Here is a 12,788-nt window from a genome sequence, read left to right as displayed (position 1 = left end):
CGCTCTGACAGGGTGGAGCGCGTGCGCTATCGGTCCGAAGTGATGCGTGTGGAGCACAAGGGGCCGACACACAGTTTGCCACCTGGGCGGCGGTGGACTATCTGGCAAGGTGTGCTGTGACGCGGGTGCATGAAGCGGGTGAGGCGTACAGGGAGAGCGTTAGCAACGAGCGCGGACTGGTGCGTTGCCGCGTGAAGCGTAAGAACCTTCGGGGGCCCTCAGGCAGGAACAAGAACTGGCGGTGTTAGCCGCTTTCTTTTGCCTACTTTTCTTTGCGGCGGCAAAGAAAAGTAGGTGCCGCCCCGCACAGGGGCGACGCATGAAGCAAGCTAACGCATCGCGGATGCCAGCGAAAAGCTAAACACACCGAACGGCGATGCACGAAGCACGAAGGCAAATCGCGGATGCCAGCGAAAGCCCCAAAAAACCAGACCGCCCGCGCAAAGCGCAAACCACCTCAGCGTCGCAGACATAAAAAAACCATGTCACCATACCCGCACGGAAGTGCAAAAACCCCAAACCCAACACCATGTCCCGCCCCGACCCCGACGAGCTACTCGACAAACTCCAGCGCGAAGAAGAAAAACGCCAGCGCGGCAAGCTGAAGATCTTTTTCGGCGCATCAGCCGGCGTCGGCAAGACCTATGCAATGCTGCAAGCAGCACGTCGCCGAAAAGAAGAAAACATCGACGTAGTCGTAGGAATAGCGGAAACCCACGGTCGCAATGAAACAGCAGCGCTGCTCAAAGACCTCGACGTCCTGCCGCTCGCCCGCATCGAATACCGCGGCCGCCTGCTAGGCGAATTCGACCTCGATGCCGCGCTCGAACGCAAACCGCAGCTGATCCTCGTTGACGAACTCGCCCACTCAAACGTCCAGGGCGCCCGCCACGCCAAACGCTGGCAAGACGTCTACGAACTACTCGATGCCGGCATCGACGTCTACACGACCGTCAACGTCCAGCACCTCGAAAGCCTCAACGACGTAGTCGGCCAGATCACCGGCATCCGCGTATGGGAGACAGTCCCCGACCGCGTCTTCGATCGCGCCGACGAAGTGACGCTTGTCGACCTGCCCGCGGAAGAACTGCTCGACCGCCTGCGCGACGGCAAGGTCTACATGCCGCAACAGGCCGAGCGCGCCGTGCGAAACTTCTTCCGCAAGGGCAATCTGATCGCGTTGCGCGAACTGGCGCTGCGCCGCACGGCCGATCGCGTCGATGCGCAAATGCGCGAGTACCGCGCCGACCGTTCGATCCAGCGCATCTGGCAGGCGCGCGAACGGCTCCTCGTGTGCGTCGGGCCCGGCCCCGAGGCGCCGCTGCTGGTGCGCGCCGCCGCGCGTCTCGCGGCAAGCCTGAAGGCGGACTGGATCGCCGTCTACGTCGAAACACCCAAGCTGCAACGGCTCTCCGACGCACGCCGCGAACGCACGCTCGACGCGCTCAAACTCGCCGCCGAACTCGGCGCGGAAACGGGAACGCTCGCGGGCGCCGACGCCGTCTCGACCTTGATCGGCTATGCGCGGGTGCGCAACGTGTCGAAGCTGATAGCGGGCGGCTCGTCCGCCACCGGCCTCGTGCGGTGGTTACGCCGCCCGTTCGGCGAGCGCCTCGCGGAACGCGCAAGCGACCTCGATCTCACGCTGATCCGCGCAAGCAACGACGAAGCAGGGACGACCCGCGAGCGCCGCGCCGACGAAGAAGGGCGAGCGTGGCGCGACGCGTTGATCGCCGCGCGCGACCGCCGTTCGCCGCCGCGCAATTACGCGTGGGCAGTTGCGATCTGCGCGGGCGTGACGCTGATTGCGAGCCAGTTGATCGACCGCATCGATCTTGCGAACCTCGTGATGCTGTATCTGCTCGGCGTGATCTTCACGGCCGTGAAGTTGGGACGCGGGCCGGGCGTGATGCTGTCGTTCCTCTCCGTCGCCGCGTTCGACTTCTTCTTCGTGCCGCCGCGCATGTCGTTGTCGGTGTCGGATACGCAATACCTGCTGACCTTCCTCGGCATGCTGCTGACGTCACTGGTAATCGGCCATCTGACGTCGAGCCTGCGACATGAGGCGAGCGTCGCGCGCAGACGCGAGCAACGCACGGGCGCCATGTACGCCATGGCGCGCGAACTGGCGGCGGCGCTGACCACGGAGCAGATCGTCGGCATCGGCAGCCGTCATGTGAGCGAGGTGTTCCGCGCGCGCGTCGCGATGTTGTTGCCCGATAGCGCAGATCAGGTGAAGCAGAAAGTCGATGATCCCGACGAGGCCATCATGCTCGAGGCTGCCTCGCTCGACGTCGATGTCGGTCAGTGGGTGTACGACCAGCAGAAGCCCGCGGGCCACGGCACCGACACGCTGCCCGCCGCGAAGGCGCTCTATTTGCCGCTGCGCGCGCCGATGCGCACGCGCGGCGTGCTGGCCGTCGCGATGCAGGACGAGCACGAACTCGACGTGCCCGAGCAGCAGCGCATGCTCGACGCGTTCGCTGCGCAAATCGCGCTCGCGCTGGAGCGCGTGCATTACGTCGATATCGCGCGCGATGCGCTCGTGAATATGGAGTCCGAGCGGCTGCGCAACTCGCTGCTGTCCGCGATTTCGCACGATCTGCGCACGCCGCTCACGGCGATCGTCGGCTTTTCTTCGATGCTCGCCGGTCAGCCGCGCGACGCTAGCAACGCGGCGCAGGGCGAACTCGTCGACGCGATTCACGAAGAAGCGCTGCGCATGACGGGCATCGTCACGAATCTGCTCGATATGGCGCGCCTGCAGGCGGGCAGTCTGAAGCTGAACCGGCAATGGTCGCTGCTTGAAGAGACGGTGGGCTCGGCGCTGCGCGACTGCCGGCGCACGCTCGCGCGTCATCCCGTGCAGGTATCGCTGCCCGCCGATCTGCCGTTGCTGCAACTCGATGCCGTGCTGCTCGAACGGCTCTTCGCGAACCTGTTCGAGAACGCGGCGAAGTACGTGCCACCCGACACGCCGCTGACAATCGGCGCGCAGCGCATCGACGAGAACGGCAAACCGTTCGTGCGCGTGACCGTCGACGACACGGGGCCGGGCTTGCCGCCCGGCATGGAAGCGCGCATCTTCGAGAAGTTCACGCGCGGCGAGAAGGAATCGGCAAAGCCGGGCATCGGCCTCGGCCTTGCGATCTGCCGCGCGATCGCCGAGGCGCATGGCGGTAGAATCGGCGCGGCCAACCGCGTCGCCGCCGATGGCCGCATCGAAGGCGCGCGCTTCTGGTTCACGCTGCCCATCGAAACGCCGCCGCCCGTGCCCGACGTCCTCGACGACGACGCAGCGGGTGAACCGGACACCGAAGCGCACGCAGACCCGGACACCGATCCGCCTCATCGACAACAAGCCGACACGCATCCGAATACCCACTCATGAGCGACCTGAGCATCACTGTCGTACTGATCGAAGACGAACAACAGATTCGCCGCTTCGTGCGGGCATCGCTGGAAGGCGAGGGCATGGTCGTGTACGACGCGCCCACGGGCAAGCAGGGGCTGATCGAAGCCGCGACACGCAAGCCCGATCTCGTGATCGTCGATCTCGGCCTGCCCGATACCGATGGCCTCGACGTGATCCGCGAACTGCGCGGCTGGAGCGAGCTGCCCGTGATCGTGCTGTCGGCGCGCACGCAGGAGAGCGAGAAGGTGGCCGCGCTCGACGCGGGCGCCGACGACTATCTGACCAAGCCGTTCGGCGTGTCCGAGCTGCTCGCGCGGATTCGCGCGCATATGCGCCGGCGCAACCAGGGCGGTGCCAACGAGACGCCGCAGGTGCATTTCGGCGGTGTAACCGTCGATCTGGCGCTGCGCCAGGTGTCGCGCGACGGCGAGCCCGTCCATCTGACGCCGCTCGAATACCGGCTGCTCGCGACGCTCGTGCGCCACGCAGGCCGCGTGCTCACGCACCGGCAGTTGCTGCGCGACGTGTGGGGGCCGTCACATGTGGAAAGCCATCACTATCTGCGCATCTACATGGCGCATCTGCGGCAGAAGCTGGAACGCGATCCGGCGCAGCCCGAGCATATCGTCACCGAGACGGGCGTCGGCTACCGGCTGGTCGGCGTCGCCTGATTCACCGTGACAGGGCGCGGCATGGCGTCGCGTTATATCGGATCAGGTATGAGAGGGCGGTAGAAATTCATCCGTTTTGATATGATGACGTACGGCAAGGACGACCTTGCTGCATCCGCTTTCAACGGGGACGGCCCCATCTTCATCGGGAGTTCGTCTCATGTCCTGGATTCTTCTGTTTGTCGCCGGTTTGCTGGAAGTCGCATGGGCTGCCGGTCTCAAGACCTCCGAAGGTTTTACCCGCTTCTGGCCGTCCGTCTTCACCATCGTGACGGCGCTTGGCAGCTTCGTGCTGCTTGCAATGGCGATGCGCCAGTTGCCGCTTGGTACCGCCTACGCGGTCTGGACGGGCATCGGCGCGGTCGGCGCGTTCATTTTCGGCATCGTGATGATGGGCGAGGCGGTGACGGCGGCGCGCGTCGGCAGCGCGGTGCTGATCGTCGTCGGGCTGATTGGGTTGAAGCTCTCGTCGGGGCACTGACTGGACGTCCGCCGGCTCGTCAAAGCGCGCCATTCGTCTGGAAATTGCCGCAATCACGCTACAAACCGCCGCGCGGCCGTGCGGTCGGCGGATTGACGTGGCTATAATGAGACGGAAATCACCCTGAAATTGCTCCGCGCGGCCTTGATGCGCGGGTCCGGCGGCTTCGGCGGGCGGAGCCACTGGCGCTTCCCACCGTTCCATGGCACAGCCGCCGGAACTGACGGCTCGCTATGCGCGCCTCGGAGGCGGCCATGCTTGAACCTCTTTCGCTTGCAGCGGGCCTCTCCTGGGGCAGCGGCTTGCGCCTTTATCTGACCGTCCTGATTGCGGGCGTGTTCGGGCGCGCCGGTTTCATCCATCTTCCCGATACGCTGTCCGTGCTGCAGTCGCCGTGGGTGATCGGCGCGGCGGCCGTCCTGACGCTCGCCGAATTTCTCGCCGACAAGATTCCCGCGTTCGATTCGCTGTGGGATGCCGTTCACACGTTCATCCGCATTCCCGCGGGCGCCATGCTGGCCGTCGGCGCGCTCGGCCACGCCGATCCGGCGCTGATGACGGTCGCTGCGCTGGCAGGCGGCACGCTCGCCGGCGCGTCTCATCTGACGAAGGCGGGCACGCGGGCGCTGATCAATCTGTCGCCGGAGCCAGTGTCCAATGTCGTCACGTCGACGGCTGAGGATGGGCTCGTATTCGGCGGGCTGCTGCTCGCGCTGTTCGTCCCCGTGCTCTTTCTTGTACTGCTGGTCGGCTTCCTCGTGCTCGCTAGCTGGGCGCTGCCGCGTCTGTGGCGCGGCGTGCAGGGCGGCTTTCGCGGCATGGCGACGCATATGGTGTCGCGATTCGCGCGGAGCCGTCACGATTGAGCGAAGCCGAACGCGTCACCACCGAGGCTCCGCCCGAGCTTCCGCCTGAATCCCCTCGCGACCGCCATGAGCGGCGCGCGCCTGCGCACCGGCTGTCGCTGGGCCATCTGCTGCATCAGTCGCTGCGCATGACGGCGCGTGACTGGCGCGCGGGCGAACTGACGATGCTGCTGCTCGCGCTCGTGCTGGCCGTCGCCGCGCTGTCCAGCGTCGGCTTTCTGGCCGACCGGTTGCATCAAGGTCTCGAGCGCGATGCTCGGCGCATGATCGCCGCCGATTTCATCGTCCGCTCCGACCATCCCGTCGATCCGCAATTCGCCGACAAAGCCAACGCGCTCGGCCTGGACACGGCGACGACGGCGATTTTCCCCAGCATGGTCAATTCGACGGCTTCCACGCCTGGGTCAAAGCCGGTCTCGCGGCTCGCGGCGGTGAAAGCGGTGTCGGCGGGCTATCCGCTGCGCGGCGAGCTGAAACTCTCGCTCACGGCGGGCGCGCCCGATCGCGAAGTGCGCGGCATCCCGCCGCCCGGCGAGGTGTGGGTCGATCAGCAGATGTTGGACGCGCTGAAAGCGCGCATCGGCGACAAGGTGAAGGTGGGCGGTCGCGATTTCACGATCGGCGCCTTGATCACGCGCGAGCTGGATCGCGGCTTCGCGTTCGTCAATTTCTCGCCACGCCTGATGATGCGTGCCGACGATCTCGCGTCGACGGGACTGACGGGCTACGGCAGCCGCGTCACCTACCGGCTGCTGGTGGCGGGCGGCGACGAGCCGGTCGCGTCGTTTGCGAAGTGGGCGCATGAGCGCGTCGACAACGGCAAGATGCGCGGCTACGCGCTGGAGTCGCTGCAGGACGGCCAGCCGCAGGTGCGCCAGACGCTCGACCGCGCGAGCCACTTCCTCACGCTCGTGTCGCTGCTGACGGCGCTGCTTGCCGCCGTCGCGATCGCGATGGCCGCGCATCGGTACATGCGGCGGCATCTGGACAGCTGCGCGGCGATGCGCTGCCTCGGCGCAAGCCAGCGAACCTTGCGTGCGCTGTTCCTGTTCGAATTCGCGGGACTCGGTCTGGTCGGCGGCGTGGCGGGCGTAGTGCTTGGCTTCGGCGGTCATCTCGCGCTCTTCTGGTGGCTTGGCAGCCTGATCGACGTGTCGTTGCCTTATCCGACTGTCTGGCCCGCGCTCGAAGGCATCGCCGCCGGTCTCGTGCTGCTGGTCGGTTTCGCGCTGCCGCCGCTGTTGCCGTTGACGCATGTGCCGCCCGTGCGCGTGCTGCGTCGCGAGTGGGGCGAAGAAGGGCGCACCGCGTGGGCCGCATACGCGCTCGGCATCGTGCTGTTCGCGGGGCTGCTGATTCTCGCCGCGGGCGAACTGAAGATCGGCGGGATCGTCGCGGGCGGCTTCGCGGGCGGGCTGCTGCTGTTCGCACTGGTCGCGCGTCTCGCGTTGTGGGGCGCGGCGCGCATCGTGCGTAGCGAGCGCTTTCATATCGGCATTGGCTGGCGCTATGCGCTGGCGTCGCTGGAGCGCCGCTCGAATTCGAGCGCGCTGCAGATCACCGCGCTCGCGATCGGCCTGATGTGCCTGCTGCTGATCGCGATGACGCGCAACGATCTGATCGAAGGCTGGCAGCGTTCGACGCCGCCCGACGCGCCGAACGAATTCATCATCGACATCCAGCCCGACCAGCGCGATCTCGTCACGAACTATCTGTCGGCGCACGGTTTTCCCGGCGTCGAGCTTGCGCCGATGGTGCGCGGCCGGCTGATCGCGATCAACGACAAGCCCGTCAATCCCGACGACTTCAAGAGCGAGGATGCGCGACGGTTGGTGGATCGCGAGTTCAACCTGTCGTACACGACGCAGTTGCCGGACGACAACCGGATCGTATCGGGCGACTGGTACGGCAACGCCACGACACCGCAGATTTCTATCGAGCAGGGCCTCGCGAAGATTCTCAAGGTGAAGGTCGGCGACAAGCTGCGCTTCGACGTGACGGGCCTGCAGGTCGACGCGCCCGTGACGAGCGTGCGCAAGCTCGACTGGGGCTCGTTCAAGGTCAACTTCTTCGTCGTGATGCCGCCTGCCGCGCTGAAGGACTACCCGGCGACCTTCATCACGAGCTTTCATGTGCCGCCTGGACAGCGCGCGGTGATCGACGGGCTGATCGGTCAATATCCGAACCTCACCGCGATCGATACCGCGCCGATTCTCGCGCAGGTGCAGCGCGTGATTGGCCAGGTGATCGGCGCCGTGCAGTTCCTGTTCGGCTTCACGCTGTTCGCGGGCGTGCTGGTGCTGTACGCCGCGCTCGCGGGCACGCGCGACGAGCGTATGCGAGAATCCGCGCTGCTGCGCGCGCTCGGCGCGTCGCACGCGCAGGTGCGCGCGGTGCAGGTCGCGGAGTTCGTCGTAGTCGGTGCGTTGTCGGGGTTGATGGCGGCGATCGGCTCGCAGCTGATCGGCTTCGTGCTCGCGTCGCGCGTATTCGACTTTTCGATCAACTTCAACCCGTGGCTCCTGCCCGCGGGCATTGCGGCGGGCGTCGTCTGCTCGGCCGTTGGCGGGTGGCTCAGCCTGCGGCACGTGCTGATGCGGCCCGCGCTGCAATCGCTGCGCGATGCGTGATGCTTGACGTGTGTAGCAGCGTCCGCCTCCCTGAAATTCCTTTGACTGTGTAGTTGCCCGTATGACTGATCCGATTGACGAAGCGCCGTCGCAGCCGACAGCCTTCGAACTGGTGGGCGGCGAAGCGCGCGTGCGCGAAATCGTCGACCGTTTCTACGACCTGATGGACCTCGAAGCCGACTTCGCCGATATCCGCAAGCTGCATCCGCCGACGCTCGACGGCTCGCGCGACAAGCTGTTCTGGTTCCTGTGCGGCTGGCTCGGCGGCCCCGATCATTACATCAGCCGCTTCGGCCATCCGCGTCTGCGCGCGCGGCATCTGCCGTTCCAGATTGCATCGGTGGAACGCGATCAGTGGCTGCGCTGCATGGCGTGGGCGATGGAAGACGTGGGCCTGCCCGAGCCGCTGCGTGAACGCCTGCTGCATTCGTTCTTCGATACGGCCGACTGGATGCGCAACCATCCGGGCTGACGCGCTGGCCGTCAGCGCGCCTAAGTGTTGCGTGTCGTAAAAGCGTCGTGCCAGAGTGACCGGTACAGTTCGGTCGGGAGCGCTTCGATCTGAACGCGGCGGGCGTTGGCGGCATCGGCATAATGTCCGCTGGCACGACAAAGCACAAAGGAGACTCCCCATGACGACGCGCGCGCTGTTTCGCGACGACGCCTATCTGACCCACTGCGACGCGACCATCACCGCGCTCGACGAGCAGGGCATCCATCTCGATCAAACCGTTTTCTATCCCCTCGGCGGCGGCCAGGCAGGTGACGCGGGCGCGTTGACGCTCGCCGACGGCACGCGTATCGAGATCGCCGACACACGCAAGGCGAAGTTCGAAGGCGCGACGCCCGACGACGCCGTCCACGTTCCCGCGCCCGGCCAGGAAGCGCTGCTCGCGCAGCTTGCCGTTGGGCAAAACGTGACGGCGCAGATCGACTGGACGCGCCGCTACCGGCACATGCGCCTGCACACGGCGAGCCACCTGATGTGCGCGGTGCTGCCGTATCCCGTCGATGGCTGCAGCATCACGTCCGACTACGCGCGCCTCGACTTCGCGACCGTCGAGCCGATCGAACGCGAACTCGTCGAAACGCGGCTCGCGGAACTGGTGGGCGGCGCGCATGCCGTTGCGACGCAATGGATCACCGACGATGAAATGGCGGCGCGCCCCGAACTGGTCCGCACGATGAGCGTGAAGCCGCCGATGGGCCTCGGGCGCGTGCGGCTGCTGCGCATCGAAGGCGTCGATCTGCAGCCGTGCGGCGGCACGCATGTACACAACACGGGAGAGATCGGCGCGCTGCGCGTCGCGAAGCTGGAAAAGAAAAGCGCGCGCACGCGGCGGCTCGTGCTGGAGTTCGCATGAGCGTGCGGTTCGACGCGGCGGCGTACTCGCCGGACGCAGACTATGCGGCACTCGATCCGGCCGCGCGCGACGTGCTCGATTGCTGGTTCGGCGCGCCGGGTTCGGACGAATACGGCAAGGACCAGAAGCGCTGGTTCAAGCGCAGCGACGCGTTCGACGCGATGCTGCGCGAGCGTTTCGGTGCGTCGATCGAAGCGGCGCTCGCGCATGAACTCAATGCATGGCTCGCGACGCCGCTCGGCTCGCTGGCGCTCGTGATCGTGCTTGACCAGTTCACGCGGAATTGTCATCGGCGAACGGCGCGCATGTATGACGGCGACGCGCAGGCGATGAGTATCACGCGCCGCATGATCGAAGAGGGCAGCGATGTGTTGCTGCCGACCGTTTATCACCGCGCGTTCGCGTACATTCCGTTCGAGCACGATGAGACGGTGGAAGGGCAGCGTGAAGGCGTGCGTCTTTATACGCTGCTCGAAGCGCAAGGGCTGGACCCTTCGTATGCGCGCTCGGCTGTGCGGCATGCACAAATCGTCGAGCGCTTCGGGCGCTTTCCGCATCGCAATGCGTTGCTCGGGCGTCCATCGAGCGATGAAGAGATTGCGTTTTTGCGTGAGCCGGGGTCGTCGTTTTAGTTTTGCTCAGCGGCCCGCGCTGACGTCGAGCAGCGCGCCGTTCACATACGACGACGCATCGCTCACCAACCAGACGATCGCTTCAGCGACTTCGTCGGCCGTTCCCGGACGGCCGAGCGGCGTTTGCACGCCGAGCACCGCGGCGCGGTCGGGACGGCCGCCGCTCGCGTGGATGTCGGTGTCGATCAGTCCGGGGCGCACCGCGTTCACGCGGATGCCCTGCGGGCCGAGTTCTTTCGCGAGGCCGATCGTCATCGTATCGATAGCGCCTTTCGAGCCGGCGTAATCGACGTATTCGTTCGGCGAGCCAAGCCGCGACGCCGCCGATGACACATTCACGATCACGCCGCCATGTCCGCCACGATCCTTCGACATGCGCCGCGCCGCCTCTCGCGCGCACAGATACGCGCCGTACACGTTGACGTCGAACATGCGCTTCAGGCGCGTGGCGTCCATGTCGGCGAGCGGCATCGAAGGCGCGACGATGCCGGCGTTGTTGACGAGCGCGTCGATGCGGCCAAACGCATGCTCCACGGCATCGAACATCGCGATGACTTGCGCTTCGTCGGCGACGTCGCCCGCGATCAGGCGCGCGTGGCCGCCTGCGCGCCCGACTTCGGCGGCTGTCTGTTTGGCGGCTGCTTCATTGGTCGCGTAGTTCACGCCGACCGACCAGCCGTGCGCGCCGAGCATGCGGGCCGTCGAGCGACCGATGCCGCGGCTCGCGCCCGTGATCAGAACCACTTTCGTCATGCTGGCCTCTCGTTATGAAGCAGGAAAGCGCTCAACGTGCGTCACACGCGCTCGCGGTTGTCCGCCCACTTGTCGCTTGCGGGCGGCTGATAGCGTTGCAGCTTCTGGATCAGGGCGGCGGGATCGCTGTCAACCTGCAGGATGTCGAAGTACGTCTGGCGCATGAAGCCTTCCTGCACCGTGTGTTCGAGCATCGCGATCAGCGGATCGTAGAAGCCGTCGATGTTCAGCACGGCCACGGCCTTCTGATGATAGCCAAGCTGCGCCCACGTGTAGACCTCGAACAGTTCTTCGAGCGTGCCTGCGCCGCCCGGCATCGCGACGAACGCGTCGGAGAGATCGGCCATCATCTTCTTGCGCTGATGCATGTCGGGCACAACGTGCAGTTCCGACAGGCCGTTATGGCCGACTTCCTTGTTGACCAGTAGTTCGGGGATCACGCCAATCGCGCGGCCGCCCGCGGCCATCACTTCGTCGGCGATCACGCCCATCAGGCCGACCTTGCCGCCGCCGTAGACGAGCGAGAGGTTCGCCGCGACGAGCGCGCGTCCGAACGCCTTCGCGGCCTCGCGGTATAGCGGTTTGACTCCGTTGGAGGAGCCGCAATAGACACAGACTGCCTTCATCGTTACCGGTCCTTCGATTCGTTGCGAGGTTCGCGCGGCGGCAGATAGTCGTAGAACTCGCGCTGCGGATGCTTGCCCGACACCAGATCGTCGAACAGTTCGCGCGAGCGTCCACGCAGATACGGCGCCATCAGCGACACGATCTGCACGCTGACCTGATGCAGTTCGGCCTGGATCGCTTCCTGTTCGTTGTACTTGCGCGGATTCATGACGAACTGATACGACAGCCAGTAGGTCGCGATCACGCCGATGTTGGTTGCGATGACTTTGAGCTCGTCGGGCGTCGCGACCATTTCGTTGTCGGCCACGAGCTGCTCGCAGAACTGGCTCGCGAAGCGCACCTTGTGGCTGATGATCTGCTTGAAGTGTGTTTCGAGCGTGCGGTTGCGTGCGAGCAGATCGTTGAGGTCGCGATACAGGAAGCGATAGCGCCACGTGAAGTCGACCATGTACTGCAGATACGACCACATTTCGTCGATGGTTGCGCGATGGTCGTCCGGGAAACGCAGACGCTTTTCGATCTCCTGCTCGAACTGGCTGAAGATGCTGTTGATGATGTCGTCTTTGTTGCGGAAGTGGTAGTACAGGTTGCCTGGACTGATTTCCATTTCCTCGGCGATCGTCGTCGTCGTGACGTTCGGCTCGCCGATCTCGTTGAAGAGCTTCAACGATAGCTCGAGAATCCGTTCGCGCGTGCGGCGGGGAGGTTTGGCTTCCATATCGTCCTTGGCGGGCTTGCTGCGCTGCCCGGGCTGGGGTTTTGGGGTTTGTGCAGGCTGTCTTTACGATTATAAACCGACCGTTCGATGGGATTTGGTTCTGTCTGCGACGCTGGGTTGGGTTTGGGGTTTTTGCTGCGCGGGCCGGGTTGGTGGGTGTTTTGGCCTTTCGCTGGCATTCGCGCCTTGCCTTCGTGCTTCATGCGTCGTCTCTGTGGGTTTGGTTTTGCGCTGGCATCCGCGATTTGCCTTTTTCCTTCAAGCATCGCGGTTTGGTGTGTTTGGGTTTTCGCTGGCATCCGCGATGCGTTAGCCCGCTTCAAGCGTCGCCCCTGTGCGGGGCGGCACCTACTTTTCTTTGCCGCCGCAAAGAAAAGTAGGCAAAAGAAAGCGGCTAACACCGCCAACATTTCTTCTTGCCTGAGGGCCCCCACAGGGTCTTACGCCTCACACGGCAATCACGTGACCCACGTTCGTTGCCAACGCTTTGAACGAACGCCTCACCCGCTTCACACACCCGTACACGTGTTAGTGGCAGCGAATGGTATGTGCCGCCCAGGTGGCAAACTGTGTGTAGGTTGTGGCGGCGTATAGCTCGGCGCTCTGACAGGGTGGAGCGCGTGCGCTATCG

11 protein-coding genes are annotated in these 12,788 nt (G+C 65.1%); 8 read left to right on the top strand and 3 right to left on the bottom strand.

The window, feature by feature from the left end:
- The first annotated feature begins 529 nt into the window (after positions 1–529).
- From BLT65_RS45935 to BLT65_RS45900, 8 genes are all read left to right on the top strand, one after another.
- Positions 530–3,391, top strand: a complete 2,862-nt coding sequence (locus BLT65_RS45935) for a DUF4118 domain-containing protein (RefSeq protein WP_091790673.1) — start codon at positions 530–532, stop codon at positions 3,389–3,391.
- On the top strand, positions 3,388–4,086 hold the full coding sequence (gene kdpE, locus BLT65_RS45930; protein WP_042316180.1) for a two-component system response regulator KdpE: 699 nt from the start codon (positions 3,388–3,390) through the stop codon (positions 4,084–4,086). Before BLT65_RS45935 ends, kdpE begins: the two co-directional genes overlap by 4 nt.
- 160 nt (positions 4,087–4,246) lie before the next feature.
- Entirely contained in the window at positions 4,247–4,567 is a 321-nt protein-coding gene (gene sugE, locus BLT65_RS45925; RefSeq protein ID WP_042316177.1) for a quaternary ammonium compound efflux SMR transporter SugE, read from the top strand.
- Between the two features lie 254 nt (positions 4,568–4,821).
- A complete protein-coding gene (locus tag BLT65_RS45920; protein ID WP_042316197.1) occupies positions 4,822–5,433 on the top strand; it encodes a DUF4126 domain-containing protein in 612 nt (203 codons plus the stop codon).
- A 128-nt stretch (positions 5,434–5,561) separates the two neighbouring features.
- On the top strand, positions 5,562–8,063 hold the full coding sequence (locus BLT65_RS45915; RefSeq protein ID WP_091790674.1) for an ABC transporter permease: 2,502 nt from the start codon (positions 5,562–5,564) through the stop codon (positions 8,061–8,063).
- Positions 8,064–8,124: 61 nt separating this feature from the next.
- Positions 8,125–8,535, top strand: a complete 411-nt coding sequence (locus BLT65_RS45910; RefSeq protein WP_091790672.1) for a group II truncated hemoglobin — start codon at positions 8,125–8,127, stop codon at positions 8,533–8,535.
- A 160-nt stretch (positions 8,536–8,695) separates the two neighbouring features.
- Complete coding sequence (locus BLT65_RS45905; RefSeq protein WP_091790671.1) at positions 8,696–9,427, top strand: alanyl-tRNA editing protein; 732 nt, start codon at positions 8,696–8,698, stop codon at positions 9,425–9,427.
- Positions 9,424–10,059, top strand: a complete 636-nt coding sequence (locus BLT65_RS45900; protein ID WP_091790670.1) for a DUF924 family protein — start codon at positions 9,424–9,426, stop codon at positions 10,057–10,059. Before BLT65_RS45905 ends, BLT65_RS45900 begins: the two co-directional genes overlap by 4 nt.
- A gap of 6 nt (positions 10,060–10,065) precedes the next feature.
- Here the strand turns inward: BLT65_RS45900 and BLT65_RS45895 are convergent, their stop codons facing one another.
- Genes BLT65_RS45895 through BLT65_RS45885 form a run of 3 tightly spaced genes read right to left on the bottom strand, consistent with a single transcriptional unit; the run spans position 10,066 to position 12,157 of the window.
- Positions 10,066–10,812, bottom strand: coding sequence for an SDR family oxidoreductase (locus BLT65_RS45895; RefSeq protein ID WP_091790669.1), 747 nt, complete (start codon positions 10,810–10,812; stop codon positions 10,066–10,068).
- Between the two features lie 41 nt (positions 10,813–10,853).
- Complete coding sequence (locus tag BLT65_RS45890) at positions 10,854–11,438, bottom strand: LOG family protein (RefSeq protein WP_091790668.1); 585 nt, start codon at positions 11,436–11,438, stop codon at positions 10,854–10,856.
- Between the two features lie 2 nt (positions 11,439–11,440).
- Positions 11,441–12,157, bottom strand: coding sequence for a TetR/AcrR family transcriptional regulator (locus BLT65_RS45885; RefSeq protein ID WP_007583486.1), 717 nt, complete (start codon positions 12,155–12,157; stop codon positions 11,441–11,443).
- Positions 12,158–12,788 lie beyond the last annotated feature (631 nt).

The organism is Paraburkholderia steynii (genome assembly GCF_900100565.1).
In the GTDB taxonomy this organism is placed as follows: domain Bacteria; phylum Pseudomonadota; class Gammaproteobacteria; order Burkholderiales; family Burkholderiaceae; genus Paraburkholderia; species Paraburkholderia terrae.
Note: the sequence above shows the minus strand (reverse complement) of the source record. Positions and strands in the feature narration are given on the sequence as shown.

Bases quoted from the DNA above. Each gene is read 5' to 3' on its own strand.
- BLT65_RS45935 (WP_091790673.1), top strand. From the start codon at position 530: ATGTCCCGCCCCGACCCCGACGAGCTACTCGACAAACTCCAGCGCGAA.
- kdpE (WP_042316180.1), top strand. From the start codon at position 3,388: ATGAGCGACCTGAGCATCACTGTCGTACTGATCGAAGACGAACAACAG.
- sugE (WP_042316177.1), top strand. From the start codon at position 4,247: ATGTCCTGGATTCTTCTGTTTGTCGCCGGTTTGCTGGAAGTCGCATGG.
- BLT65_RS45920 (WP_042316197.1), top strand. From the start codon at position 4,822: ATGCTTGAACCTCTTTCGCTTGCAGCGGGCCTCTCCTGGGGCAGCGGC.
- BLT65_RS45915 (WP_091790674.1), top strand. From the start codon at position 5,562: ATGACGGCGCGTGACTGGCGCGCGGGCGAACTGACGATGCTGCTGCTC.
- BLT65_RS45910 (WP_091790672.1), top strand. From the start codon at position 8,125: ATGACTGATCCGATTGACGAAGCGCCGTCGCAGCCGACAGCCTTCGAA.
- BLT65_RS45905 (WP_091790671.1), top strand. From the start codon at position 8,696: ATGACGACGCGCGCGCTGTTTCGCGACGACGCCTATCTGACCCACTGC.
- BLT65_RS45900 (WP_091790670.1), top strand. From the start codon at position 9,424: ATGAGCGTGCGGTTCGACGCGGCGGCGTACTCGCCGGACGCAGACTAT.
- BLT65_RS45895 (WP_091790669.1), bottom strand. From the start codon at position 10,812: ATGACGAAAGTGGTTCTGATCACGGGCGCGAGCCGCGGCATCGGTCGC.
- BLT65_RS45890 (WP_091790668.1), bottom strand. From the start codon at position 11,438: ATGAAGGCAGTCTGTGTCTATTGCGGCTCCTCCAACGGAGTCAAACCG.
- BLT65_RS45885 (WP_007583486.1), bottom strand. From the start codon at position 12,157: ATGGAAGCCAAACCTCCCCGCCGCACGCGCGAACGGATTCTCGAGCTA.